At 45.8% G+C, this 25,051-nt stretch carries 25 protein-coding genes and 6 tRNA genes; 12 read left to right on the forward strand and 19 right to left on the reverse strand.

Features of this window, described 5'->3' with window-relative positions:
- A partial coding sequence (gene ileS, locus M0P91_RS11515; RefSeq protein WP_295067464.1) for an isoleucine--tRNA ligase occupies positions 1-2,258 on the reverse strand: 2,258 nt, incomplete at its 3' end.
- A 109-nt stretch (positions 2,259-2,367) separates the two neighbouring features.
- On the opposite strand from ileS, the gene M0P91_RS11520 reads away from it, so the two are divergent.
- The 8 genes from M0P91_RS11520 (at position 2,368) to M0P91_RS11555 (ending at position 4,855) form a co-directional block, all read left to right on the forward strand.
- Entirely contained in the window at positions 2,368-3,462 is a 1,095-nt protein-coding gene (locus M0P91_RS11520) for a CinA family protein (protein ID WP_295067466.1), read from the forward strand.
- A 79-nt stretch (positions 3,463-3,541) separates the two neighbouring features.
- Positions 3,542-3,617, forward strand: a tRNA-Lys gene (locus tag M0P91_RS11525).
- A gap of 16 nt (positions 3,618-3,633) precedes the next feature.
- A tRNA-Glu gene (locus tag M0P91_RS11530) sits at positions 3,634-3,709 on the forward strand.
- 45 nt (positions 3,710-3,754) lie between these two features.
- Positions 3,755-3,830, forward strand: a tRNA-Val gene (locus tag M0P91_RS11535).
- A 13-nt stretch (positions 3,831-3,843) separates the two neighbouring features.
- Positions 3,844-3,920: transfer RNA gene (locus M0P91_RS11540), tRNA-Asp, on the forward strand.
- 141 nt (positions 3,921-4,061) lie between these two features.
- Positions 4,062-4,137 (forward strand) — tRNA-Val (locus tag M0P91_RS11545).
- Positions 4,138-4,149: 12 nt separating this feature from the next.
- Positions 4,150-4,226 (forward strand) — tRNA-Asp (locus M0P91_RS11550).
- A 44-nt stretch (positions 4,227-4,270) separates the two neighbouring features.
- Positions 4,271-4,855, forward strand: a complete 585-nt coding sequence (locus M0P91_RS11555; protein ID WP_295067469.1) for a DUF2238 domain-containing protein — start codon at positions 4,271-4,273, stop codon at positions 4,853-4,855.
- Between the two features lie 155 nt (positions 4,856-5,010).
- Here the strand turns inward: M0P91_RS11555 and M0P91_RS11560 are convergent, their stop codons facing one another.
- On the reverse strand, positions 5,011-5,226 hold the full coding sequence (locus tag M0P91_RS11560; RefSeq protein ID WP_295067472.1) for a hypothetical protein: 216 nt from the start codon (positions 5,224-5,226) through the stop codon (positions 5,011-5,013).
- 127 nt (positions 5,227-5,353) lie between these two features.
- Here M0P91_RS11560 and M0P91_RS11565 point away from each other — a divergent pair, with 127 nt between their 5' ends.
- The 3 genes from M0P91_RS11565 (at position 5,354) to M0P91_RS11575 (ending at position 7,361) form a co-directional block, all read left to right on the forward strand.
- On the forward strand, positions 5,354-5,914 hold the full coding sequence (locus tag M0P91_RS11565; protein WP_295067475.1) for a LemA family protein: 561 nt from the start codon (positions 5,354-5,356) through the stop codon (positions 5,912-5,914).
- Positions 5,911-6,876, forward strand: a complete 966-nt coding sequence (locus M0P91_RS11570; protein ID WP_295067478.1) for a DUF3137 domain-containing protein — start codon at positions 5,911-5,913, stop codon at positions 6,874-6,876. The genes M0P91_RS11565 and M0P91_RS11570 overlap by 4 nt, the downstream gene beginning before the upstream one ends.
- A 71-nt stretch (positions 6,877-6,947) precedes the next feature.
- Positions 6,948-7,361: an Rrf2 family transcriptional regulator gene (locus M0P91_RS11575; RefSeq protein ID WP_295067481.1), complete on the forward strand. Its 414-nt coding sequence runs from the start codon at positions 6,948-6,950 to the stop codon at positions 7,359-7,361.
- A 5-nt stretch (positions 7,362-7,366) separates the two neighbouring features.
- On the opposite strand, the gene M0P91_RS11580 is transcribed toward M0P91_RS11575, so the two are convergent.
- The 8 genes from M0P91_RS11580 to pgaB all read right to left on the reverse strand — a co-directional run bounded on the left by M0P91_RS11580 (position 7,367) and on the right by pgaB (position 16,505).
- On the reverse strand, positions 7,367-8,158 hold the full coding sequence (locus M0P91_RS11580) for a CbbQ/NirQ/NorQ/GpvN family protein (protein WP_295067484.1): 792 nt from the start codon (positions 8,156-8,158) through the stop codon (positions 7,367-7,369).
- Between the two features lie 13 nt (positions 8,159-8,171).
- Positions 8,172-9,938, reverse strand: a complete 1,767-nt coding sequence (locus M0P91_RS11585; RefSeq protein ID WP_295067487.1) for a VWA domain-containing protein — start codon at positions 9,936-9,938, stop codon at positions 8,172-8,174.
- Positions 9,938-11,320, reverse strand: a complete 1,383-nt coding sequence (locus M0P91_RS11590; protein WP_295067490.1) for a cbb3-type cytochrome c oxidase subunit I — start codon at positions 11,318-11,320, stop codon at positions 9,938-9,940. Before M0P91_RS11590 ends, M0P91_RS11585 begins: the two co-directional genes overlap by 1 nt.
- A gap of 8 nt (positions 11,321-11,328) precedes the next feature.
- Entirely contained in the window at positions 11,329-11,775 is a 447-nt protein-coding gene (locus M0P91_RS11595) for a cytochrome c (protein ID WP_295067493.1), read from the reverse strand.
- 407 nt (positions 11,776-12,182) lie between these two features.
- Positions 12,183-12,758, reverse strand: a complete 576-nt coding sequence (locus M0P91_RS11600) for a YigZ family protein (protein WP_295067496.1) — start codon at positions 12,756-12,758, stop codon at positions 12,183-12,185.
- Positions 12,759-12,782: 24 nt separating this feature from the next.
- Entirely contained in the window at positions 12,783-13,214 is a 432-nt protein-coding gene (gene pgaD, locus M0P91_RS11605) for a poly-beta-1,6-N-acetyl-D-glucosamine biosynthesis protein PgaD (RefSeq protein ID WP_295067498.1), read from the reverse strand.
- A 5-nt stretch (positions 13,215-13,219) separates the two neighbouring features.
- Positions 13,220-14,548: a poly-beta-1,6-N-acetyl-D-glucosamine synthase gene (pgaC, locus tag M0P91_RS11610; RefSeq protein WP_295067501.1), complete on the reverse strand. Its 1,329-nt coding sequence runs from the start codon at positions 14,546-14,548 to the stop codon at positions 13,220-13,222.
- Positions 14,549-14,555: 7 nt separating this feature from the next.
- The gene (pgaB, locus tag M0P91_RS11615) at positions 14,556-16,505 is read right to left on the reverse strand and encodes a poly-beta-1,6-N-acetyl-D-glucosamine N-deacetylase PgaB (RefSeq protein WP_295067504.1); all 1,950 of its coding nucleotides are present in this window, start codon (positions 16,503-16,505) and stop codon (positions 14,556-14,558) included.
- 181 nt (positions 16,506-16,686) lie between these two features.
- Here pgaB and mutY point away from each other — a divergent pair, with 181 nt between their 5' ends.
- Positions 16,687-17,634 (forward strand): A/G-specific adenine glycosylase, encoded by a 948-nt coding sequence (gene mutY / locus M0P91_RS11620; protein WP_295067508.1) that lies wholly within the window; start codon positions 16,687-16,689, stop codon positions 17,632-17,634.
- Positions 17,635-17,672: 38 nt separating this feature from the next.
- Here the strand turns inward: mutY and M0P91_RS11625 are convergent, their stop codons facing one another.
- The 9 genes from M0P91_RS11625 to tolB all read right to left on the reverse strand — a co-directional run bounded on the left by M0P91_RS11625 (position 17,673) and on the right by tolB (position 25,050).
- Positions 17,673-18,428, reverse strand: a complete 756-nt coding sequence (locus M0P91_RS11625) for an ATP-binding protein (RefSeq protein ID WP_295067511.1) — start codon at positions 18,426-18,428, stop codon at positions 17,673-17,675.
- Positions 18,412-19,143, reverse strand: coding sequence for a 5'-methylthioadenosine/adenosylhomocysteine nucleosidase (locus M0P91_RS11630; RefSeq protein ID WP_295067513.1), 732 nt, complete (start codon positions 19,141-19,143; stop codon positions 18,412-18,414). The genes M0P91_RS11625 and M0P91_RS11630 overlap by 17 nt, the downstream gene beginning before the upstream one ends.
- 78 nt (positions 19,144-19,221) lie before the next feature.
- Positions 19,222-19,980 carry a nitrilase-related carbon-nitrogen hydrolase gene (locus M0P91_RS11635; RefSeq protein ID WP_295067515.1) on the reverse strand — a complete coding sequence of 253 codons (759 nt, stop codon included), beginning with the start codon at positions 19,978-19,980 and terminating at the stop codon, positions 19,222-19,224.
- Positions 19,977-20,894, reverse strand: a complete 918-nt coding sequence (gene fabD, locus M0P91_RS11640; RefSeq protein WP_295067699.1) for an ACP S-malonyltransferase — start codon at positions 20,892-20,894, stop codon at positions 19,977-19,979. The genes M0P91_RS11635 and fabD overlap by 4 nt, the downstream gene beginning before the upstream one ends.
- Before the next feature lie 20 nt (positions 20,895-20,914).
- Positions 20,915-21,724: a Fis family transcriptional regulator gene (locus tag M0P91_RS11645; protein ID WP_295067518.1), complete on the reverse strand. Its 810-nt coding sequence runs from the start codon at positions 21,722-21,724 to the stop codon at positions 20,915-20,917.
- Positions 21,672-22,193 (reverse strand): peptidylprolyl isomerase, encoded by a 522-nt coding sequence (locus M0P91_RS11650; protein WP_295067520.1) that lies wholly within the window; start codon positions 22,191-22,193, stop codon positions 21,672-21,674. The genes M0P91_RS11645 and M0P91_RS11650 overlap by 53 nt, the downstream gene beginning before the upstream one ends.
- 71 nt (positions 22,194-22,264) lie before the next feature.
- Positions 22,265-23,152, reverse strand: coding sequence for a tetratricopeptide repeat protein (locus M0P91_RS11655; RefSeq protein ID WP_295067523.1), 888 nt, complete (start codon positions 23,150-23,152; stop codon positions 22,265-22,267).
- Positions 23,153-23,749 (reverse strand): OmpA family protein, encoded by a 597-nt coding sequence (locus M0P91_RS11660; protein WP_295067526.1) that lies wholly within the window; start codon positions 23,747-23,749, stop codon positions 23,153-23,155.
- A 53-nt stretch (positions 23,750-23,802) separates the two neighbouring features.
- A complete protein-coding gene (tolB, locus tag M0P91_RS11665) occupies positions 23,803-25,050 on the reverse strand; it encodes a Tol-Pal system protein TolB (protein ID WP_295067528.1) in 1,248 nt (415 codons plus the stop codon).
- Position 25,051 lies beyond the last annotated feature (1 nt).

Raw genomic sequence — 25,051 nt, forward strand, 5'->3', positions numbered from 1 at the left:
GTAGAGCGGCGTTCGCTTGAGTTGGCCGCGTCACAATACATACGATCTTTGGTAATGTCGATGTAAATACCGCTCAGCTCATTGACGATGAAATAATTCAGAGCGCTCATCCCGTGGACGAAATTGTATTCCCCGAACAGACGATGGGTTTCATCAAACACCTCTTTGGCTTTGGCCACGATCCATTTATCGATCTCCCCCATTTCACTGTAGGGGACGATGGCTTCCAATCCGTCAAGATTGGCCAGCATAATACGGAACGTATTGCGCAGTTTACGGTATTGCTCCGCCGTCTGTTTGAGGATATTCGCCGAAATTTTCAAATCCCCCTGATAGTCGCTCATCGCAACCCACAGACGTAAAATCTCTGAACCGTACTCTTTGAGGACCGTCTCGGGAGCGACGACGTTCCCTTTGGATTTCGACATCTTCTCACCCTTCTCGTCCACCGTAAATCCGTGGGTCAGAAGCGCTTTGTACGGTGCGATATGTTCCACCGCCGTACTCAAAAAGAGAGAGGATTGAAACCATCCTCGGTGCTGATCGGACCCTTCGATGTACAAATCGGCCGGATAAGTTCCCGCATCGTAGTTGCGCGATTTAAGAACCGCATTCCACGTCGAACCGCTGTCGAACCAAACGTCAAGGATATCGGATACTTTTTCAAGTTCGTCGGCCTTGTAAGCACATCCCGGATAGAGGAGCTCATCGATACCCATGGAGTACCATGCGTCAGTGCTGTGCATCTCGAAAATCATCGCGATAAAGTTGAGTACTTTCTCATCCAAAATCACTTCACCGGTCGCTTTAACACGAAAAAAAGCGATCGGAACCCCCCAGTCGCGCTGTCGTGAAATACACCAGTCGGGACGGTTTTCGACCATAGAGCCCAAACGGTTGCGTCCCGATTCGGGATAAAATGCTGTTTTGGCCACTTCCGCCTGCGCGATTTCACGCAAGGTTTTGCTCTCACCGTCCGGAGTTCCGTCCACGCTGATAAACCATTGCTTCGTCGCACGGTAGATAAGCGGCGTATGGCTTCTCCAGCAGTGAGGATAAGAGTGGCGGAATTTAGAGACTTTCAACGCCGCTTCGCCCAACAAAGCGATAATCGGTTCGTTGGCTTTAAAAATATGCATACCGACAAACGTTTCGGGATCCGGAAGGAGTTTCTCTTTAACGAGCGTAGCGTCATAACATCCCGTCTCATCAACCGGCATCACCACTTCGAGGTTGTAGCGAAGGCCGATACGGTAGTCGTCTTCCCCGTGTCCCGGTGCGGTGTGAACACATCCCGAACCGTTCTCCATCAAAACATGCTCACCCAAAACCACGTGTGAACCACGGCCGTTGAGAGGATTGATCGCATAAAGATTTTCGAACGTTGTCGCTTCAATTTTTTGAATGACGGTACCGTTAAAAACACCCTCTTCTATCAGAGCGTTATACCGTTTTTCGGCAACAATGTAACCATCACTAGTACGAACATAAATCTCATCCGGGTTGAGAGAAATCCCCGTATTGGCAGGCAACGTCCAAGGTGTCGTCGTCCAGATAACGATGGCGGCGTCTCCTTCGATACCGGCGCGTATTTTAGCTTCATCACTGAGTTCAAACGCGACGTAGATGGAGTAATCCTCTTTGTCCTCATACTCCACTTCCGCTTCGGCGAGTGCGGTGCGCTCCGCCCAACTCCAATAAACGGGTTTGGAACGCTCAATCAAAAGCCCTTTCTTTGCCACCGCACAAAGAGTCCGGTAGATGTTCGCTTCAAATTTGGAATCCATCGTTAAATACGGTTTTTCCCAATCGGCAATCACCCCCAGTTTTTTGAACTCTTCACGCTGGATATCGACAAATTCGCCGGCATGCTCACGGCACATTTGGCGCACTTCTGCGGTGCTGAGAAGCTCTTTTTTCTGCTTTCCGCCCAGTTTCTTCTCAACCTGCTGTTCGATCGGGAGACCGTGACAATCCCAACCCGGGGTAAAACGGACCGATTTACCGTTAAAATAGTGATATTTGACAATAATGTCTTTCAAAATTTTATTGAGCGCGTGACCGATATGAGTGTGGCCGTTGGCATAGGGGGGACCGTCATGCAGAGTAAACGGTTCTGCCCCTTTTCGAGCAGCCTTCATCTTTCCGTAAACGTCAGCAGCAATCCATGCACGGTAGCGTACAGGCTCATTTTGAACCAGATTTCCACGCATCGGAAACGGGGTTTGGGGTAATAGGAGGGTCTCTTTGTAATCCATTATGTGCCTTAGATAATCAGCGTATTAAAAATGGTGCATTATATCCATTAGGGGATTAAATTTTGCTGTCACTATGCTATACTACCCCAAATTTACAAGGAGCAAAAGCATGAAGCGGGATATCATTTTTGTAGGTAACCGTCTAACACTCAATGAATCATTTGAACGTTATATCCTCCGAAATATTAAAAATCATCTTACCTCGATCGATTCCGTCTCCTATTTTGACGAATCCGACAAAGGGCTCTTTTTACATCTGGAATCGCTTTTAAAAAATGAATCCAAACTAATTATTATCACAACAAAAAACACCTTTACGATTGTCGGAAAGCTTCTGAGCACCGTGACCGCCGACAATCAGATTCTTAAAGAGCATATGCTGATCCCATCGCGTGCCAGCATACTGGAAAAAGGGAGCTACCTTCTCAGCCACAACACCTCTGAAATTAATGTTATTTTGGCACAAGAGGGGAAAATGCTCCCCCAGATTCTGATTGAAGATGAGCAGCGAAGCGCCGTTATCCATCTTTTTAACGAGGAACTCAACAGCGCTCAAACCCTTCTTGAACCTCTAGCCCAGAATTTTGATGTCCGGCTTGAATTCAGCGAACTCATCGAGGGGTGGATAAAAATTAAAATTCATACGCGACGGCACGGAAATCTCTCCCAATTTATCGCTTCCGCAAAAGGGCTGATGCACCATAAAGTGATCAGCGCGGGCAATATTGCCGCATTTATCATCGAACGCCTCGCTAAAAATCATAAAAAACTCTCTTTCGCCGAAAGCTGCAGCGGCGGTCTGTTGGCCTATTTTTTCACCTCTCACAGCGGCTCATCCGCTATTTATGAGGGATCACTGATCACGTATTCCAATACATTGAAAGCCAACTGGCTCGCCGTCGATGACGAATCGATCAACGCATACGGTGCCGTCAGTGCCGAAGTTGTCCTTCAAATGTCGGAAGGGGCGATGAACGTCAGTTACGGCGATTTTTCCATTGCAATCAGCGGTGTTGCCGGCCCTACCGGAGGAACAGACAGCAAACCCGTCGGAACCGTCTATATCAGCGCACGCTCTAAAACTTCGGTCCATACGGAACGGTTCCATTTTGAAGGTGACCGCAATTACATTCAGGAACAAAGCGTTTTAATGGCAATAAAAATGTTTTTAAATATCGACCGAGAGCTTTTCTTTGCACATTAGCCCATTTTGCCCTTGACAAAAGAAAACTTTTCCCCTATAATTTCGCCCTCACAATCGCCGCATTTGGAGATTGATTGAGGTCTCGTTAGCTCAGCCGGTAGAGCATCTCACTTTTAATGAGGGGGTCGATGGTTCGAATCCATCACGGGACACCATGGGATTATTTCAAGTGACCCTTTCGTCTAGTGGCCAAGGACACTATCACTTCATGGTAGGAACAGAGGTTCAAATCCTTTAGGGGTCGCCACTTGTTCGAATAGTTATTTTTTTCTTTACATAAAAAGAAAATTGCGGGAGTTTAGCTCAGTTGGTAGAGCGCTACCCTTACAAGGTAGATGTCACAAGTTCGAGTCTTGTAATTCCCACCATTTATTTGGCGCTGCAGCGGTAGTTCAGTTGGTTAGAATGCCTGCCTGTCACGCAGGAGGTCGCGGGTTCGAGTCCCGTCCGCTGCGCCACGTTATTTGATTTTTTTAAAATTTCAGATTTTTTTCTTCAGACGAGGAAAACGAAATTTTTGAATGAGGCAGCGTACATCAAGTACGTAACGAAATAAAAAAATGAGTTTGACGAAGTATCAAGAAAAAAAGATAAATTTTGGGAGTTTAGCTCAGTTGGTAGAGCGCTACCCTTACAAGGTAGATGTCACAAGTTCGAGTCTTGTAATTCCCACCATTATTTTAGGTTGCAGCGGTAGTTCAGTTGGTTAGAATGCCTGCCTGTCACGCAGGAGGTCGCGGGTTCGAGTCCCGTCCGCTGCGCCACCTATTTTACCCCTATTTTTCTCTCCCTATGTTATGATTCTTTCATGAAACTCAATCGCACATTGTTTGTACTGTATCTGTTAATCTGGATTGTTTTGGCCTATGCTCCATCCTATCGCAGCGACTGGCTCCTTGAAAATATAATCGTATTTATCACCGTTCCGATGATACTCTGGGCCGATAAACGGATCCGATTTTCCCGTAACAGTCTCTGGATGCTCTTTCTCTTTTTTGTTTTGCACGCTATCGGCGCACATTATACCTATAGCGAAGTCCCTTGGTTCTCACCGATCACCGATTTTTTCGCCTTTGAACGCAACCATTACGACCGGCTGATCCATTTTTTCTTCGGATTTTTACTTTTTATGCCGTTTTATGAATTATTTTTTAGCTTCCAAAAATCGAAACGGCAAACGATTCTTTTTACAGTTATGTTTCTCACTGCCGCTTCGGGGATGTACGAAGTGATCGAGTGGGGAGCTGCCGAAGTAACCCATCCGGAGCTTGGTACCGCATTTTTGGGGATGCAAGGAGATGGATGGGATACGCAAAAAGACATGGCCTGCGGCTATGTAGGGAACATCATCGCACTCCTATTGTGGTATAGAGAGCTACCCGCTGATGGATAAATAACTGACCTTACGCACCTTGTCTAAACAAGTGCGACAAGGTTAGTAATCTCTCGCATCCGAAAGATGCGGGTAGCTTCAGGGGGGTGCAGGGGACATCTGTCCCTGCCACTTTACGGGCTTTGCCCGGAAAGTGCGTAACGTCTGTAAATGTTTTAATGGGTAGCGATGTTTCCGCGCGGATAGGATTGAAATTTAAATTTTACCTCCGATTGCTCTGTTTTTGAAGCTTCAATCGTTTTGCTTGCCCCCTTAGGAGGGGGCGAAAGCTTCTCTTTTTTACTCGGCGGCTCACTTTGTTTGGTCAAGCTTGTCGCTTCAGCACCGAAAGCAGCAATACAAAGCGCACTGCATACCAAAATTTTTTTCATTATTTCCCCTTCTCTTTTAGTATCCGCCAAAGTTACCGTACCAATGTCGAATATTTGCGAACTATAATCCCCCTTTTAGAAAACTTCCCTTAGAATAAATAATTATTATCCAAAACAAGGAATCTCAATGACAGCCGTTATTATCATCATCGGTGTACTCATCCTCATAGCCGTCCTCATGTACAATTCGCTCATTGGCAAAAAGAATCAGGTGGAAAATATCTTTGCCGGCGTCGATGCCGTCCTTAAAAAAAGGTTTGACCTCATCCCCAACCTCGTCGCATCGGTCGAACGGTATATGGAACACGAAAAATCGACCCTCGAAAAGGTGACCGCACTCCGTGCAGAGGCGATGAAACCGGGAATCAGCAACGATCAGAAAATCGCTCTGGATGCGAAACTGACCGCCGCGCTAGGCTCGATCACCGTCGCGATGGAGGCCTATCCCGATCTCAAAGCCAACGAAAACGTCATGCACCTCCAACGCAGTCTGAACGAGATCGAAGAGCAAATCTCCGCCGCCCGCCGCGCTTACAATCAATCGGTTACCGATCTGAACAACGCGATCGAAATGTTTCCGACCAATCTGATGGCCGGATGGATGAATCTCAGCCGCCGCGCGGTGTTCGAAATCACCGTAGCGGAACGGCAAAACGTTAACGTAAGCCATTTATTTAGCCGTCCATGAAATCGACATCGGAACTGACAGATTTTTACTACAAAGAGCTCTACCCCAGCCTCAAGGAACTCGAAGAGACCCGAAAACGGATCGTTTCGCAGCTCCAATGGTACGGGGGGATGGGCATCGTTGTTTTTGCCCTTGCGGCCCTATGGATGGGAAAAAACTTCGGCCTCTTCCACCCTCTGATGATGGCCGTCACGATCGGATTTGTCGCCCTTGCGTCGATTACCTACCGTTTTATGACGCAAGGGTACGCGCGTGATTTCAAAGCCAGAGTGATTACCCCACTCATCGGAGCGATTGATCCGCTTTTGCTTTATAACCCCGATTTTATGATCTCCCGGTATCTCTTTGAACGCTCCAATCTTTTTAACCACTCCATCGACCGCTACAGCGGCAACGATTACGTCAAAGGCTCCATCGACGGCACCGCAATCGAATTCTCCGACGTTCATGCCGAGTACCAGACCCGCGATTCCAAAGGGCGTACCCAATGGCACACCCTCTTTCGCGGGCTGTTTCTCGTCGCCGAATTCAACAAACACTTCAAAAGCAAAACGGTGATTCTTCCCGATCAGGCGGAAAAAAGTTTCGGCTCCCTAATCGGCGGATGGCTCCAGTCGATCAATTTTTCCCGCGACGACCTGATCCGTCTGGATGATCCCGAATTCGAAAAACATTTCGTCGTCTACGGAAACGACCCGATCGAAGCTCGCTACATCCTCTCTCATTCGATGATGAAACGGCTGCTCGACTTCCAAAAAAAGGTCTCCCATCCCCTCTTTGTTTCGTTTGTCCACAACCATATTCACGTCGCGATCGGTACGGGAAAAGATTTGTTCGAACCGGCTGTTTTTACCTCACTCTTGGATTATAAACAGGCGATGGAATACGTCAATACCCTGCGCAACACGATCGGATTGGTGGAAGAGTTGAAACTTAATGAGAAGTTGTGGAGCAAAGAGTAACGACTTAGTTACTTATGGATTACAACCCGTGCCAAGCACCATCAAAGAATCTTCCGCACAAAGGAACATCGATGCATTTTACCAAAACCGCTGAATACGCTATTCGGGTATTATCATATCTCTACCGTCATCACGAGAGATCCCACTCCGTCAATGTTCTCCACCAGGAGCTCGATCTTCCCTACAAATATCTCACCAAAATGGTAACAGATTTGGTAAAAAAAGGGCTAGTCAACGCCTCTCGCGGTCGTGAGGGGGGGATAAGTTTAGCTAAAAATGCGGATCAAATTCGCCTGTGTGATATCCTCGAAGCGATTGGAGAGCCGTTGGAGCATGAACGGTGTATCTTGGGGTTTGAGAAATGCGATGCCTCGAACCCTTGTGCTTTGCATGAGCAATGGGTTCGGCCCAAAGAGCTGATTGAGACGATGCTCACCACTACGACGCTGGCTTCACTCATAGATAATAAAGAGACAAAATTATAACCGGCTTAAAACTTTGCATTTTTTGCAAAATGAAGTGATATCAGCTTTTCAAGCACCGCTAACACATCCTCTTCATCACTAAGCGATTCAACAATCGAGTGCATGCACGCTTGGTAGGGATCAAACCCGTGGGTAATCAATTTTCCGGCGTAAATAAGCAATCGTGTCGATACCGCTTCTTGAATATCGCTGTCACTCAGCTGGCGTATTTCACCCGCAATTGCCACCAGCTTTTGCGCGATCTTTTGATCTACTCCACTCTCTTTGACGATAACCTCTCTCTCTATCTCCGCCTTTGGATAGTTAAACGTAAGGGAGATAAAGCGTTGCTTGGTGCTGGGTTTCATCCCTTTTAATACATTTTGATATCCGGGATTGTAGGATACCACGAGCATAAAATCAGGATGAGCCGTGATCACTTCACCGGTTCGATCGATCGGGAGAACTCGGCGATAATCGGCAAGGGAGTGTATAACAACCGTCGTATCTTTGCGCGCTTCGATAATCTCATCCAGATAGCAAATTCCGCCGTTACGCACCGCCTTCGTCAATGGGCCGTCTTGCCAATAGGTCCCGTTTTCATCGATCAAATGGCGACCCACCAAATCGGCGGCACTGAGATCATCGTGGCACACCACCGTATACACATCACGACCCAGCTCTTCCCCCATCGCTTCGACAAATCGGGTTTTCCCGCACCCCGTCGGTCCTTTGATCAACACAGGGAGGTTCATCCTAGCCGCCGCCTTGAAAAGCTCAACTTCGTTACTTTGAGGTAAGTAGTACGTTTTAGACATAATTAAATTCCTTTTATTTGGTCAAGTTCATATAAATTTCGGGTAACACTTTGGGGAGTTTTTTGGCATCGCGGATCACCGCATAGGAGTTTCTCCCGAAAAGATAGGGGAGATACTCTTTCGCCTCGATATCGATCGTGATACAAAACGGCGTGATCCCCTTTTGTTTCACCTCTTCGATCGCTTTTTTCGTATCTTCAATCCCATAGCGTCCATCGTAGCGATCAACGTCATTGGGTTTCCCGTCACTAAGAATCAACAGGAGCTTATTGGCGCTTTGTTGTTTCTCTAAAATCTTGCCACTCTCTCGTATTCCGGCTCCCATCCGGGTGTAATACCCCGGTTTTATGGCATGAATCCGACCGCGAATATGGTCACTGTAGCTCTCTTTGAAATTTTTAATGATGTGAAAGTTGACCTTGGTATTTTTGATCGAGGAAAAAGTATAGATGGCAAACCGATCTCGGAGCCGGTGAAGCGATTCGGAGAACACCATCAACGCATCTTGTATCATGTCGATGACCCGTATCTCTTGCGTGATTCCCGCTTCGGTGGAGAGGGAAACATCCGCCAATATTAGTGTCGACATATCACGCATCTTTCTCTCATACGTTTGAAAAAATCGCTGTGGATGGTTTGAGCGGTTTTGATCTCCTTTGTAATCGATCCATGACTCGATATTGATCTCATCACCGTAGGGGAGATTGTCTCTTTTAATGCAGTCAAGTTCCATCAGATCGAGTTCGCTTTGGACCCGCCGCATCATTTTTTGGAGTCGTTTTGGTAATTCGATGGGTTCGGTATGGAGCGAAATAATGGGTTTTATACAGACATAGTTTTTGAGATAGATCTCTTTTTTATAGTCCCACTCATCGATAAAATGCCCTTTACCCAGAGGATATTCTTCAACGCTGTTAGCAGAGATATCCAAATCCATTTTGATGCGGGCGGAGAGGTTGGCATCTTTTTGCCCCAGTGTGATCTCCTCTAAATCTTCGGCATTGTAGAGGGCATCCGCATCAAAGCTGTCATTTTCCTGCCGATCAACCTTCACCTGCTCCATCAGGCTCAGTATCGACTCGGGTAAAAAGAGGAGTAGTCCGTCCGTCTCTTTTTTATCGTTGATTTGTTCGCTCTTTTTCTTCATTTTCAAGATTTCGGTTTTATTCTCCTCATCTCTTTGTCTGTGTACCTCCTCTTCATCATTGCTTGAGAGGAGTTTATTGGAGCTTGAGAGGGGCAGATAAATCCATAACGGATTGGGATAATTATGTACGGATGAGGCTTCTAGGGAAGGTTCAATCGTAGATAATTCAGGATAATGTTCACGTAAGTAGCGAGTGCAATACGTATAGAATTCACGAAATCCGGGATACTTTTCGATGAGGAGATCACTCACTCTCATGTTTTCAGAAGATATATTTTGAGTATTAACCGTGACATTAGAGAGCATAGCAATCAGCCAATAATAGTGCATCTCATTGTGTGTTTTTAGGGGGAAATAGGCGAGAGAGGCAGGGAGATAAATCCCTTTTTCATCTTGCCAAGCAAGGAAAAAAGTTTTACCCGTCCCTGAAAATTTTTCCAAAAGTGTTCGTGACGTTTGGATGGAGCGTTTGTCGGTAATATGGAGTTCTTTACCTTTTTCACCCCCTAAGAGGTGATAAAAGAGTTTTAAGCTTTTGGCGATCTCCGTAAAGGTGACCTCTTCGTCTTTAAAAAGACGAGAGGCTTTTTTCGTGACATAATGATCCCAAAATTTACCGACTTTTTCATCCATTACGCGGTTACTTTCTCTTCTTTAACAAAGAAACTGTAAAAATAGGTCAATAGTCCCACAAGAACCATCACACCAAACGCCAATCGAACACCATATACCGTGCTAATCGCCGCTTGTGCACTCATGAAATCCAGCGCATCCGCCGCATCGGGAAGCCGTTGCAGTTGTATTTGTATGATCCCCGCAGCTGTCAATGCCAACGTCAGACCGATCATACCGATCACCATCATCCAAAAACTGGTGAGCTCCACACTCTGCGCCTTCGGTCCGTTTCCATGAGGACGACCTCGAAGGATCGGCATCGCATACGAAATCAATGTAAAACAGATCATCACATACGCACCGAAAAAGGCGAGATGCCCATGTGCTGCGGTCAGCTGCGTCCCGTGCGTATAGTAGTTGATCGGGGCGAGTGTGTGCAAAAAGCCCCAGACACCCGCTCCCAAAAATCCGACGACGGCCGTCCCTTTTGCCCATATCAGCGCAATTTTATTGTCATGCTGGATACGACGATTTCTTGCCATAGTGTAGGCAAACAAAATCATCAGGAAAAAGGGGATAGGTTCCGCCGCAGAGGCAATCGATCCAATCCACAACCAATACCCCGGAGTACCGATAAAGAAGAAGTGATGCCCCGTCCCTGCAAGCCCGGAAATCAACGTCATCGCAATAATCAAATAGAGCCATTTATCGATATGCTCACGGTCCACACCCGTCGTTTTAATCAAAACAAACGCTAAAAGAGCCCCTAAAATAAGTTCCCACGTCGCTTCAACCCACAAATGGACGACAAACCACCAGAAAAATTTATCCATGACCAGATTTTCAGGGACATAAAACGCAAATAAAAAGAAAAATGCCAACCCAAAAAGACCCGTCAACAAAATAACCGATATCGTCGTCTTACGTCCTTTGATAACCGTCATTGTCGTATTAAGAATATACGAAAGGACGACCAAAACAATCCCGATTTTTGTAATCGTCGGCTGTTCTAAAAACTCACGCCCCATTGTCGGCAACAGATTGTTATAGGTTAGTTCCGCTAACGTGGCATAAGGGACCAATAAATAACCCAAAATTGTTGCTACACCCGCCACTGCAAATACCCAAAAGGTAATTTTGGCCAACATCGGGCTCCACAATTCACGTTCACTCTCTTCTGGAATCAGATAATAGGTAGCTCCCATAAACCCGAACAACAAAAGAACAATCAACAAGTTCGTATGAACCATCCGAAGGACATTAAAAGGGATAGCAGGGAATAAAAAATCCCCGTACAAATACTGAACTCCCATACTAAGGCCGAAAACAATCTCCCCGGCCAAAAGGATGAGTGCAAAAATAAAATATGGTTTTGCGACCATTTGAGATGAATATTTCATAGTTTTCCTTATCCTTTAATGTTTGGCGGCCACTCTTGATTGTTGACACGAGAGGTCCAAATCAAAAAGTCTGCAAGGTGATTCACTTGTTCCGGGCTCAGATGGAACTGTGGCATTTTTCGTCTATCAGGTGTATCGAGCGGTTGTGCCGCCATCCATCCGGCTAAATATGTTTTAAACGCGGCTTCGTCATTGGCACCAAGACGAGCAAATGCATTCCCAAGTTCCGGAGCATAATACGCCCCCTCCCCCATGATCGTATGGCAACCGACACAATTGTTCTCTTCCCATACCACTTTTCCCCGAGCGACTGACTCGGTAATTTTGTCATCATGGCTCAGCTTTGGGATTTGTTTAACGGTATCAACGCTCAGTCCGGTAAATACCAAAATCGCGAAAAGTCCCCCGCCAAAGTAAATATTTCTGGCCATATTTTTAGTAATACGTTCAGCCATTTCAACCCCTCTGTTTAATTCTACCTATATGTAGTAATAAAATAGTAGCAGGATATATTTAATTCTACCTTTATATAGTATTTTGTGGGTTTTCTTTTTTAATGATCCAATAGACTAAATAAAGGGCTACCATTCACCCTTCCAAGACGTATTTATGAGTTCATCATCACTGCACGAGGTGATTTTTTTAGGTTGTATCGATTTAAGTCAGCTTTTTTTATGCTCTGGAACAATCATCAAAATTTGCCCGTTTCGTTTCACTTCCAAAGGCTCTTTGGTTTCGATTACGGAATCAAGTAAATTATAAAGATTTTCTCGTAACTTTGAGGGTGTTATGATCACAATTCACCTCCTAAATAAAAGCACTATAACATAAACGTACGTTTTAGCATAATATCGTACGTAAGCTAGAGTTTTTGAATAGAACGTCCCAAAACGGTGAAAAACTCTTCCAACTTCTCCCCCGTCCCCTCAATCTCAAAAATCGCTCCCCTCTCACCAAACTCTTTGGAGAGAATCCGAATATTTTTTTGAGTGCTTTCATATTCGACCATCGAGACATTCGAGTAGTTGCATTCGATTTTTTGGATAAAGAGTTTTTGATACGGCACTAACTCCGCTTGTGCGTACGCCGCATTCGCCGCTTCCGCATAGGCACGCACCAAACCTCCCGGCCCCAGCTTCGTCCCGCCGAAATAGCGGACCGTGATCACTGCCGCATTCATCAGGTCATGCCCCTGCAAAACAGAGAGAGTCGGTTTTCCCGATGTCCCCTTGGGTTCGCCGTCATCACCGCTGTATTCGACGATCTGATCGTATTCGTTGAGGCTTCGTGTGGCGCTGACAAAATGGACCGCCTTGGGATGGAGGGAGCGAAAACGCTTCATCTCTCCCTCATAAAATGTTATCGGCATTAAAAAAGCAATAAATTTAGACCCTTTGATCTCGATTGTATCGCTAAAAATTGCGTTCACCGTAACCATCACACCCCTTTTTTGATATCACCCTTATACAATTTGATCATCCAAGCGGATGATATGCCCATGATCATCATGGTGGACAGTAACCAATTGACTATTGAGACACTGCTGCAACTCACTCTTTTTTAGCTGAAAATAACCGACATAATCGCTTGATTCATACACCAAATGTTCACTCGGTGCCTGATGACGATTGAGCCGTGAGAGGATAAACAACACAATCGGCGTTCCCAAGAGCATATAGACCGCATGCGAAAATGTTACACTGCTGATGTTCTCATAAATCCAATCCGAAATTTCTCCTGGCTGCGTTTCTAGCGTAATGATTCGGTAAAAGACAATCAGTAACGGTTTCCACAAATACAAAAAACCCAACCACAGCGCAACCGTTGCCGCATCCCAGATTATTCGTTTGGATCGTGGCAAATCATGACGTTTATTGATAATTAATGTTTCCATCTCTCTTAACCTTTATTTGTCGCTTGATCCAAAGGGGTATCATCACTCTTTTTGAGCTGCTGATGCGCTCCTCTGTCCGGACTGATCCATCGGGCACGCCCTTTTTTAGTGAATAAAACCTTCGGAAGAGCCGTTACTGCGGTAAACAGATTCAGCAGCCAATAAACAAACGGATACCAGACCATCCAAAAATAATTTTTGCCCAGCCCCTGATCGTAATGGCCGTCCAGCCATTTACTGATCGCAAACTGTATCAGACACGCACCGATCAAAATAACACTGCTTTCATCCGGAAGAATCGGTGAGCGCTGAGGCATCAGATAGGAGACGGGAACAAAGAGGCTGATAAACCAGACCAAAAAGACCAATACCATGCTGTAGGCCCACAGGGTGCTGAGCATCAGTTCGGTCATGAGTCCCCACAGGTGGGTCTGTTTGGGGTGAAACAAGACCTTGAAGTTTTTAAGCATCACCTGAACGCCGCCCATAGCCCAGCGAAGGCGCTGTTTCCAAAGTCCGCTCAGCGTTTCGGGCATCAAAATCCAGACCAAAGCCCGAGGCTCGAAACGGACATCCCAGCCGTTGCGCTGAAGTTTCCAGGTGATGTCGATATCTTCGGTCAGCATATCCGGGCTCCAGTAGCCCACCTCGTGCACTGCCGCCTTTCTAAAACCCGTAATGACGCCCGATACGGTAAAAAGGCGCCCAAAACTGCGCTGTGCACGCTTGATCATCCCGACAATGGAAGAAAACTCACCGACCTGAATTTTGCCCAAGAGCGTTGTACGGTTGCGAATTCGCGGGTTGCCTGTAACCGCCGCGACTTCGGGATAGCGGACGAAATGTTTGACCATCCAGTGGACGCAATGTTTGTCGATCAGGGCATCCCCGTCGATACAGATCAGATACTCATATTTTGCCAACAAAGCTCCCGCCTGTAACCCCAGCGCTTTCCCCTGATTTTCCGCTAGATTAACCACTTTTAATCGCGGATTCTCTTGTGCCAGAGCGACCAGTATTTCGAGAGTATTATCCTTGCTGCCGTCGTTGATCGCGATCACTTCGAATTCCGGATAATCGACATTCAGCGCATAGGTGATGGTTTCGATCGCATTGACCCCTTCGTTGTAGCAGGGGATTAAAATACTGACTCCGTCCCAGGTTTCCTTCTCTCTAAGGGGGGGGATAATGTATTTGGAGTAGGGTTTTTCATTTTTAAAATAAAAAAAGATCGCCCCGACAATCCATAAACTCGACATAAATAACGGATAATAAAAGACAAAAGCGAGCACTACATGCCACAGCGAATGCCAAAACAGGAGAAAATCCATCATCTAATCCTTATCTCCTGCCGGGAGTTATTGTAAACATCCGTACCGCTTTTTCTGAAAAAACCCGATTGATCGTATCGGCATCGGGAGTGTTGGTGTAGACATCATCAGGATAATAAGCTACGTGGTGTACCCCCTGAGCGTATAGATCGCGGATGGTTTCACTGAGTTCCTGGCGGGAAATCGGCTCATTGTTTTTTCTCCAGTTGACTGATTGCAGTTCCATGACGGTACGCTCCAATCCGCATTGCTCCTCTTTGACACGATTGACGATCTTCTGATAAAACGCTTTGGGATCATCGGCTTGTTCCATGTACGGCATCGCCATAATGGCCGTATAGTCGTATTTTTGAATCGATTGGGCCAGATTTTGTGCATACCACTCTTCGGCATCGGGATGAAGTGCGACTTGTGCGTAGAGGTTGCGTGCCGTTTTGAGTTCGGGCTGCTCTTTTCTCACGATTTTCCCTAACTCTATTGCAAAATCATCCAGATAGCGTGTTTTGAGTTTCGTCCATTTTAGAAACTGCGCTCGATCGGATCGGATTTGGGAGACATTTTCGGACAATCCCCATTTTTTGTATTGTTGACGGGCAAAGAGACTGTCGTCTTCAAAATCGGAGAGGGTCACGTCGTCATGAAACAAGATTCCCGAGATGTAGGCCGATTTGGCCAAATCGGCATAGATCTCCTCAATCACTTGCCGCGCTTTCGGAGAAAACGGGGAGAGGCGGTGGTATCCCATGTTCAGATGGGACGGATCCACCTGTAGGGTCACGACCGTATCGTTGGCTGCAGGGTGATTTTGCGGCAATCTCCAGGCCATCATCGGCATCCAGGCATAAATACGTTTAACCTGCGTAGCTTTGGCGATTTGCCACGTTACGCGGTTGAAAAAATCGTCCTTCATCGGAATATGGCGGTTGCGAAAATAGACATAGTCGGCCGAGCCGTCGCCGTCGGGATCGGCAAACGCCTGCACATAGACCGTATTGACCCCCAGTTTGTTGATCCGCTCAAGCAGGAGGCCGAGATTTTTTTCGCGCTGGATCGGATCGGGATCGTAGATATAATCGATATCAATATGGGCCGCTTTGGTCGTACGGGCATCATCGATCAGATTGGCATTGCGCTCCCACATGTCAATCTCCAGATCCGCAAGACTCATCCGTCCCTCTACCAGAATACGGCGCAGCCCCCATAGCGGGGTTGTGCGGGTATTGCTTCCGTCATCAAGAGTCAACCCTATCGGCATCCCCAGCTTTTCGGCAATAGTGCGTACTTCGATGTTGTAGCGCCCATATGGCCATACGATGACACGGGGCTTCTGTCCCGTATAGCGTTTTAAAAAGGTGCTGTTTTCAAGTAAATCGTTGTAAACGCGCTGCTCGTAGCTTTTTTCGTCCTCATACCGTTTTTGGTCCGCCAGCCATCGGCGGGTAGTGGCTGCGGGCTGCATACTCCCCTGCGGATTGCCCTGAACCCCCTTATGCAAACCGTAGCTGTGGCTGGCGATCTCCACCAGACCGCTACTGATCATCTCTTTGAGTTCCGATTGGCTTAAAAACTTGCTGCGATCGATTATGTGCCCGTCGAAATCGACTTTCTCTTTGGCCCTCATCCAGTTCCCGACCAGTGCGATGACGGCCGGAATGCGATATTTTTTGAGTATGGGATAGGCATTGGTATACACGGATCGATATCCGTCGTCAAACGTAATCAAAACCGCTTTATCGGGCAGCGCCTTGCCGATTTTGCGATATTTCAGGATATCGTCTACCGTGATAAAGTGGTAGCCGCTCTCTATCAGCCAACGTATCTGCTGTTCGAAATTTGACGGGGAAACCGCATAGGAGGTATCCAGTGTTTCGCTTTTATCGGCTATCTCATGATAGCTTAGAACGGTAAACTCGTTGACGTTCTGATCCCGACTGCACACATTGGGCAACTCATTTGCCATGACGTAACTGCTTGCAATAGCGATTAAAAGCAATGTCAATTTTAGCAGTGGCTTGAGTAGACTGCATCCATTTTTTAGCGTTATTGATCCAACCATAGTTAAAGCACTTTTTTTAAAATTTCTAAAAAATATTATACATCAGATCCTCTTATAAAACATGTCTATTTGGCTACAATTGCGTATGGATAAAAAAGTACATCAATCCCTTTTAAATTGGTATGAGCAAAACGGCAGACATGATTTGCCTTGGAGGCGTACAAATGATCCTTACAAAATATACGTCAGCGAAATCATGCTCCAACAAACACAGGTAAAAACCGTCCTTGAACGGTTCTATTTTCCCTTCCTTGAAGCCTTCCCTACAATGGAAGATTTAGCCCGTGCAAGCCTCGATAATGTCCTAAAAAAATGGGAAGGATTAGGCTACTACACCCGTGCCCGAAACCTTCTCGCCACAGCGCGACAATGCAATAAAGCCCTCCCCGAATCGGCACATGAACTGATGAAACTACCCGGTATCGGACGCTCTACCGCCCATGCCGTCGCCGCATTCGCCTATCGTGAAAGGCTCCCCATTCTCGATGCCAACGTCAAACGGATTTTGCACCGCTATTTTGCCGTTGCGGAGCGAAACGAAAAAAAACTCTGGGAATATGCCCATACTCTCTTTGACTCCTCTCACCCGTTTGAATACAATCAGGCGATGATGGATTTGGGATCCATGATTTGTTTACCGAAAAAACCCCTTTGTGAATTGTGTCCGTTTGCAATGAGCTGTCAGGGGAGATCTACCCCCCTCTCGTATCCGGCTCCGAGAACCTCCTCTGTAAAACCGATTCGACACCGAAATATCATTGTTTTTCAAAAAGAGGACAAATACGCCCTTGTGCAGCGGGAGACACGATTTTTGCATGGGTTATGGGGATTTTTTGAAAGTGAAGAGGCAGATACTAGACGATTAAAACATTTAGGAGAGGTTACACAACACTACACACATTTCACCCTTCAAGCCAACGTCCACCTCTCGAATGAGGAGACTTTACCCGAGGGGTTTGAATGGTTTACCCTCGAAGAGATCACACGCCTCTCACTCAGCCGCGCCGATCATAAAGTGGTAAATTTGTTCTAAACTCTCCCGCATATGAGAGATGCGGATAGCTCCGTTCGTTATAAATTGAACCGTTCGGGATCGAAAAAGGTATCATCGCTGATGTGGCCGAATGCCGAGTTGATCGAGACAAACAGATTGGGATATTTCTCTTCCATCTCATGGAGCATTGTTTTCATCGAAGCCCGGGCATGGGGCATTTTGACATCAAAACGCATGGAGGGGCACGCCTCATCGCCGATGGTCGGCATCTCGTTTTCGATCGCACATGCGGCCAATTGACGCTCACGTAACTGAATCAGAGGACGGATAACAATCAACCCGTTTTCTGCCTTATATTTTGGAGCAAGAGCACGCATATGTCCGTTATAGATGAAGTTCATAAAAAAACTCTCCGCAGCATCATCAAGATGGTGCCCGAGGGCTACTTTGTTGCATCCGTACTCTTTTGCCGCACTGTAAAGTGCACCGCGCCGCATACGGGAGAAAAAGCTGCAAAAAGAGGAGTTTTGACGAATTTTGTCTGCGGCAATCGCATACGTGTTCGTCTCATATATCCGGTGGGGAATATCATGCACGACACAATGTTCACTCAGAGCACGGAGGTCTTCCCCCATTCCATAGGTTACCGTTACGGCGATTACTTCAAATTTGAACGGGGCACGGCGTTGCTGCTCTCTTAACGCGTGAATCATCGTAAGCGAATCTTTCCCGCCGCTCAGTCCGACAAGAATTTTATCCCCCTCTTCGATCAAACCAAACGCCGCATTGGTCCGCCCGATCTGGCGCATAATCTTTTTACTTAGCGTAATCATCGGAAATCTTATCAATCATGGCCAAAATAAAACTGCTGCTTACCTTGGAAGAGTGTTTTAGAAATTCATCAAAATCGAATGTCGCATCGGTATCTGCCGTATCACTGATAGCACGAAGAACAAAAAACGGCACGTTCAATGCATCGCAAATAACCGCTACAGCAGCCCCCTCCATCTCAATTGCATCCGCCTCAAACGTTTTTTGGATCCACTCTTTGCGTTCCGGATCGGCGATAAACTGATCCCCCGTAGCGATAATGCCCCCTTTGAGGTTGATCCCCTTTTCATCGGCAACTTCTTTTGCGATATGGAGCAAATGCTGTGAAGGTTCTACATACACTTTCCCTTCAGGGACAAATCCGTGCGGGTGACCGAAAGCGGTAATATCCAAATCATGTTGGCACAAATGGGTAGCGGCTATCAAATCGCCGATTTTCAACTGCGGATTGACGGCCCCCGCTACACCGCTAAAGAGAAGCATCTCGGCACCGAATTTTTCAATCATCATGGACGCGGTCAAACCGGCATTGACTTTTCCGATTTTACTGTAAGCCAAAACGATATCAAGCCCCTTGTATTTGGCTTCATGGTAAATATTCCCGCCATAAACGGTATCGGTATGTTTTTTAAAATACTCTAAAAGCGGTTCATGCTCTGCCACTTCCAAAAACGGTTCAACTTCTTCGAGCATAGCGCCCATGATCGCAATTTTCATTTTTATCCTTGAAATAAATTCAGTCTCTTAAGGGGGGGCACTGCCCAAATGCGGCCGCATTAACACGTTATGCAACTATCAAAGATAGTTTGCTATATAGCGCCCCACTTTTTGGAGGCGATGGTTCAGTTCAACCGTAGCCGATTGTGCTTCAAAAAGGGAAAGGCTATACTCGATCTCCCCCATCGGAGTGATAATACGGCTACCGCCCCAAAAACCGAGTCCGTCTTCAAATCCGACCCGGTTCACAAAAATAACATAATTGTGGGAAAGGAGTGCCGTCGTTTTCAACAAAGCATCCCATTGGGATTCGATTCCGATCCCCGCTTCACTGAAATCACGCGCAGGTGACGCCGCAAGAACATAAACAATCTCAGCTTTGGAAGCGGCAATAGCAGCAATTGTTTCAGCACGCCAAAGGTCTTCACATACCACCATAACGGAAGATCCGTGAGGAGTTAGAAAAGCTCTGATCTCCTCTCCGGCAGAAAAATAGCGCCCCTCTTCAAACATACCGTACGTCGGCAAATGATTTTTATGATGAATATGGAGCAACTCACCTTTCGAAAAATACAGAGCACTGTTATAAACTTTACCCTGATCCCATAATGCTGCACCGATAACAATATCGCAAGAGAGGCTCATCTGCGCCAAATCGGCCAACTCATCTACTTTCCAGGCATCTTCAAACAATTTATCTTGGAGCATATAACCGCTAAGTGCCAATTCTGAAAAAACGACGACATCGGCTCCCTTGTTTTCCTCAATCCTCTCCAGAACGTTCAAAAGGTTGGAACGGTTCAGCTTCGGTGAGGACTGGATCAATGCAACTTTCATGAGAGCGCTTCACGTACCTTTTGCAATGACTCCATATCGGATATACCGTAGGTTTCACTCTTGGGTGAATTGCGTTTGTTCAGCCCTTTCAGAACTGCACCGTTACCGAATTCAATCATAAGATCAATTTCACCGTTGATCGCTTCAATCGATTGTTTGTAGCGTACCGGCTTGATCAGCTGATCTTTCAGCAATGCAACGGCTTCCTCTTTCGTCGCGTATTTTTGTGTTGTTACATTTGAAATCACCGGTGCGATGAAAGTGTCACTCACCATTTTTTCCATAACTTCCGCCAATGGTCCTTGCGCCGATTCCAAGAGAGGACAGTGACTCGCAATTGACATATTTAAAAGCAATGCACGCTTCGCACCCGCCTCTTTAAAGGTTGATTCCATCGCTTGCAAGTCAGCTTTCAATCCTGCAACAACGAGTTGCCCGTCTTGATTAAAGTTTGCAGGCCAAACACTTTTTCCTTCACTTTGCGCTTGTTCGCAAAGCGCTTCAACAACATCGTCATTCAATCCCAAAATTGCCATCATTCCGGCTTCTACCGATTCACATGCACTTTGCATCAATGCTCCGCGTTTGTGGACCAATTCAACCGCATCCACATAATCGATCGCTCCGGCTGCACACAACGCACTAAATTCACCGAGGGAATGCCCTAATAATACGACGGGGGTTGTTGGGTTTGCTTCCTGAAAAAGACGATACGCAATCATTGAAACCAACAAAATAGCCGGTTGGGTATAAGCGGTTTGGTCCAGCTGTTCATTGGGTTCAAACAACAGTTTCGTAAAATCGATACCGATGCGCTCGCCCGCTTTTTCAAACATTTCACGGGCAACCGCACTATTCTCATAAAACGACTTCCCCATACCGACCGATTGGCTCCCCTGTCCGGGGAAAATCATTGCAATTTTTTTTGTTGGCACTAACTCTCCTTGATTTCTAACTGATACGCTGAATGTTCTGCAATTTTCTTCCGTAAAGTATTACGGTTTAACCCCAATTTGTCCGCAAGCTGCAATTGAGACTTAAACCTTTTAATCCCCGCCCGGATCAGAGGCACTTCATAAAGGTGTAAAAAGTGGCGATAATCGTTTGACGTTCCCATTTTATCCACCATAAATCGTTCCATGATTCCCATCAGGTCATTTTCACTAATGGCATCAATCAGATAATGAAGGTAGACTTGACGTCGAAGCGAAATGGCATTTTCGCTTAAATCGGGGACAAAATCTTCCAAATCAAATGGTTCGGATTTTCCTAATGTCACACGGGCTTCTTTCACAAAAGCTTCAATCAACACGTGTACATCTTCATCTCTTTCCGATAAAGGGGGTAAAGCAAGACGAATTGTGAAAATATCATCCAACTGTTCTTGCGTATAACGTCCTCCGCCTGTTGCGATAACACGTGTTTTATACTTTAAGATTGTTTCAATTAACCGTTTGAGATTTGCTACGTCATCAATACGATGAATAATCACTTCTCGATTCGTCTCGATTGCATCGAGTAATTCATCAAAATTATTTGCATCAAGAACAGGGGCATGGGGAAGAATATAACGGGCCAGAGTGAGCTTGCCCGTACCTCGCTCTCCGAAAATCATGGCATTAACGCCAAGTCCTTTGAGTAAATTAGCAGTTTTAAACGCCTCGATAGAGGCGCTTGATGCGGTTAAAAAATTAGTGGCATCCACAGCCGTGATTACCGCCGCTTCCACAACATCCGCTGTCATCAACAGCATTTTCAGCAGGAATACCTGTCATAGCCTCTTCCGGTGATGCATCGCGTATAGTGTTAATAGTTACGGTAAACATCAAATTTTTTCCGGCTAAAGGGTGATTGAAATCGATAACTACCGTATCGTCTTGAACCTCTTTAACCATAACCTGAACCGTACCGCCATCTTCGCCTTGACCGTACAACGTCATACCGACATTTAAATCGATACCGGCAAATTGTTCGCGCGGAAGTTCTTGCTGAGCCTCTTCATTATACTCGCCGTACGCATCGGCCGCTTTAACCAATACGTCACCTTTTTCACCGATTTGCATGTTGACAATTCCGGCTTCAAGACCCGGGATAATTTGACCTTTACCAAACATAAATGTTAATGGATGACCACCGACATTGCTATCTACTACGGTTTCACCGTCACGTACTTCATATTCGATCGATACAATTTGATTGTTTTCAATTGCCATTTTGGAACCTTCTTTTAAAATTGTGCGATTTTAGCACAAATAGCTATGTTAAGACTGAAAAGAGCGAAATACTATTTTAGCTTAGACAAACGTTCATTTGCCTCTTTCGCTGCTCCGCTGCTGCCGAATTTTACAACGGTAGCCTGATAAAAAGCTTTTGCGCTGTTGGTATCCCCTGTTTTTTCCATTGAAATACCCGAATGCAAAAGCAATGTAGGCATATACAGCGCTTTATCATTGCGTGCGGCACTCTCTTTATACGATACCATCGCGTCTTTGTAGTTTTTTTGCCCGAAATAGCTTTCCCCTATCATATAATAGGCTTCTGGAATTTTGTACTTTTTTTGCACCATAAGCTCAAAAGCATGCTGTGCGTCCACATATTTTTTTTGCTCGAACAACACATATGCCTCTTTTTCAATGGACCCATTATCGGTTTTCATTAAAACAGCTCCAGTCGTCGGAACGGCTACCTTCAGCTGTTTGATCAATCCCGAAAAATCTTCTTTCGTGACATAGTTGGTTTGAATCCCATCCACAACACGAGAGAGCTCTTCCAATAGCCCTTTGATCTGCCCGATATTCTCGGTATTAGCCATAACCTGTTTTTGCAAATCCGTTATCGTTTCTGTCCGATTTGCATCTGCAATTTCTGCTTGGGAGGTAGACTCTTGTAAATTTTGAATAGTATATTTCAGCTTATTATTTGTTTCGGACAAACCTTCAACAATTCCTTGTAAACCGTCAATCCGTTCAGAAACCGATTCAACTTTTGAACTTTGAAGATTATGCTTTTGGATAACCGTTTGAAGCTCTTTTTTATTCTCAAGTATCAGCTTCTCTTCATTGGTAAGACCGTATGGGTTAGGATTGTTAAGATCACCTGCACCGAAAACCGAAGGTTCCGATGCAGATAGACTCAAAGAAAGCAGTAGTGGAAATGCGATTAATGGACGCATTTAGGGAAGTTTGAAGTCTACGCGACGATTTTTTGCCCAGCACTCTTTGTTTTTCTCCAAACAAACCGGGTTCCCCTCTCCAAGACTCGCCATAGAGATAGAATCGCCATTCATACCCGAATTGATCAAAGCCTCTTTCACCGTACTGGCACGTCGTAGGCCAAGAGCGAAATTATACTCATCGCTTCCGAATTCATCACAGTTACCTTCCAGTTTGACGCTTTTTGTTTTTAGCAAAGCGGCATTGGCACTCATTCTTCCTTCCATGTCCGAACGAATGTTATACTTGTCAAAATCAAATAATACACTGATTAATTGTCCGTCAGAACCGTTTGCACCATTTGCAGCGCTCGCAGCAGCGCCCGCATCTATATTGCTAACCGGTGTGATTGCAGTAGGTGCAACTGCATTAGAGACAGGGGTAATAGCCGCATTGGCATCAGTTCCTGTCGCTGTGGCGGCATTACTATCGGCCTGAGTTCCCGTAGACGTTGTACTCGCATTCGCCGTTGCGTCAATTGCAGGCGCTTTGGTACTACACCCGCTTAAAATCAACATTGCTACCGTCGCACTTAGAAAAGCAACATTTTTAATCATCCTATCTCCTCCAGATTTTTTAATTGTGCTATAGTAGCGAAAAAAAGTTAACACTACCAATCAATCGATTGAATTCGCCCCACTTTAAGGGGAAATGAGAAACTTTTGTTATACGAGAGCCGTATAATTCCGAGTGAACTGCGCGCCCCTTCTTGTTTAATGAAAAGGACGGCCTGACCGTCACCCGAAAATCGTGGAAAATCGTTTTCACCGCCTGAAGTGAGCGGTCGAAGAGTATTGGACCGTAGGGACAGCAGATGAAGATTAAACGTCGTCCCCTCGTACATACCGGAGGTGTCACGGGCTTTGTATACCAGATTATCTTGATAGGCGCTAAACGAGGAGTTGCTTTTCCCTTCGTATACCAATTGCGTAACGGACGAATTGTTGATCGCTTTTGAAAAAATATTGGGATACCCTAATCGGTTTGAAACAAATGCTATTTTGTCATTACTCATAAATTGTCCGCTGACATCGATGCCCGAGAAATCGGTGACCTGTATTTTTCCCCGAGTTTCCGTATCATAAAGATAAATATCCGGTTGACCGGTAGGTGCAAGCGTCATCAATAGTTTTGTACCGTCTTGATTCACATCCGAACAGATCGCCATACCGTCCGATGAAATAATTTTCTCTTTTCTACCGTTGATAAGGCTCATTTTGTAAATAGTAGGCTTAAAATCACTGAGCGACGTGTAATAAAAATCGGTCTGTTCCCCATTAGCCCACTTGGCAAAGCCGAACATTCCCCCGCTAAGAAGCACCTTTTGATATGAAAGGGTGTAATCCGCAGCAACGATTTCTGAGCGTCTCGCCCCAGTCAGACGGACAAGCAACACTTTTCTCTTTATCCATTCCAATGGGGCACCACCCAATTTTGTGTTAATGTCATACGCAATCGAATGAGAGAGAAATACCGCCATTTCACTCTGTTTTAAAAGATAGGTTTTGACAAAAATCTCTGTCGAGTTTTGGAGGAGCTTTACATCGGCCCTCACCCCTCCTGCCCCATCAGGAGCCAAACGAAAACGCAAAACATAGTGAGAATTCGTGCTATTTGCAGCTGCAACTCCCCCTTCGTAAGGGACATGAAAATAATTTTCATTAAGGGTAAAAAGTGAAATAACATTCATATCGGCACTCAGCATTGCATGCATTTTTTGCGACATTTCATTTTCTACCGCGCTTCCATCCTCAATGACCAAGGAGGGGAGCGGCTGTACACCCTTCACCACTTCCAAAGTTGCATCAGCAGACCAGATCAGTCCGGTAAATAAACACCATACTACTAAAAATCGCATA

The organism is Sulfuricurvum sp. (assembly GCF_023229695.1).
Lineage (GTDB): Bacteria > Campylobacterota > Campylobacteria > Campylobacterales > Sulfurimonadaceae > Sulfuricurvum.

Coding starts and splice junctions, on each gene's coding strand:
- pgaB (WP_295067504.1), bottom strand. CDS start 16,505: ATGGCAAATGAGTTGCCCAATGTGTGCAGTCGGGATCAGAACGTCAAC.
- M0P91_RS11575 (WP_295067481.1), top strand. CDS start 6,948: ATGCATTTTACCAAAACCGCTGAATACGCTATTCGGGTATTATCATAT.
- M0P91_RS11650 (WP_295067520.1), bottom strand. CDS start 22,193: ATGGCAATTGAAAACAATCAAATTGTATCGATCGAATATGAAGTACGT.
- M0P91_RS11520 (WP_295067466.1), top strand. CDS start 2,368: ATGAAGCGGGATATCATTTTTGTAGGTAACCGTCTAACACTCAATGAA.
- pgaD (WP_295067498.1), bottom strand. CDS start 13,214: ATGGAAACATTAATTATCAATAAACGTCATGATTTGCCACGATCCAAA.
- M0P91_RS11660 (WP_295067526.1), bottom strand. CDS start 23,749: ATGATTAAAAATGTTGCTTTTCTAAGTGCGACGGTAGCAATGTTGATT.
- M0P91_RS11625 (WP_295067511.1), bottom strand. CDS start 18,428: ATGATTACGCTAAGTAAAAAGATTATGCGCCAGATCGGGCGGACCAAT.
- fabD (WP_295067699.1), bottom strand. CDS start 20,894: ATGATTTTCCCCGGACAGGGGAGCCAATCGGTCGGTATGGGGAAGTCG.
- M0P91_RS11655 (WP_295067523.1), bottom strand. CDS start 23,152: ATGCGTCCATTAATCGCATTTCCACTACTGCTTTCTTTGAGTCTATCT.
- M0P91_RS11595 (WP_295067493.1), bottom strand. CDS start 11,775: ATGGCTGAACGTATTACTAAAAATATGGCCAGAAATATTTACTTTGGC.
- pgaC (WP_295067501.1), bottom strand. CDS start 14,548: ATGATGGATTTTCTCCTGTTTTGGCATTCGCTGTGGCATGTAGTGCTC.
- mutY (WP_295067508.1), top strand. CDS start 16,687: ATGGATAAAAAAGTACATCAATCCCTTTTAAATTGGTATGAGCAAAAC.
- M0P91_RS11600 (WP_295067496.1), bottom strand. CDS start 12,758: ATGGTTACGGTGAACGCAATTTTTAGCGATACAATCGAGATCAAAGGG.
- tolB (WP_295067528.1), bottom strand. CDS start 25,050: ATGCGATTTTTAGTAGTATGGTGTTTATTTACCGGACTGATCTGGTCT.
- M0P91_RS11580 (WP_295067484.1), bottom strand. CDS start 8,158: ATGTCTAAAACGTACTACTTACCTCAAAGTAACGAAGTTGAGCTTTTC.
- M0P91_RS11565 (WP_295067475.1), top strand. CDS start 5,354: ATGACAGCCGTTATTATCATCATCGGTGTACTCATCCTCATAGCCGTC.
- M0P91_RS11570 (WP_295067478.1), top strand. CDS start 5,911: ATGAAATCGACATCGGAACTGACAGATTTTTACTACAAAGAGCTCTAC.
- M0P91_RS11555 (WP_295067469.1), top strand. CDS start 4,271: ATGAAACTCAATCGCACATTGTTTGTACTGTATCTGTTAATCTGGATT.
- M0P91_RS11590 (WP_295067490.1), bottom strand. CDS start 11,320: ATGAAATATTCATCTCAAATGGTCGCAAAACCATATTTTATTTTTGCA.
- M0P91_RS11585 (WP_295067487.1), bottom strand. CDS start 9,938: ATGGATGAAAAAGTCGGTAAATTTTGGGATCATTATGTCACGAAAAAA.
- M0P91_RS11630 (WP_295067513.1), bottom strand. CDS start 19,143: ATGAAAATTGCGATCATGGGCGCTATGCTCGAAGAAGTTGAACCGTTT.
- M0P91_RS11635 (WP_295067515.1), bottom strand. CDS start 19,980: ATGAAAGTTGCATTGATCCAGTCCTCACCGAAGCTGAACCGTTCCAAC.
- M0P91_RS11560 (WP_295067472.1), bottom strand. CDS start 5,226: ATGAAAAAAATTTTGGTATGCAGTGCGCTTTGTATTGCTGCTTTCGGT.
- M0P91_RS11645 (WP_295067518.1), bottom strand. CDS start 21,724: ATGACAGCGGATGTTGTGGAAGCGGCGGTAATCACGGCTGTGGATGCC.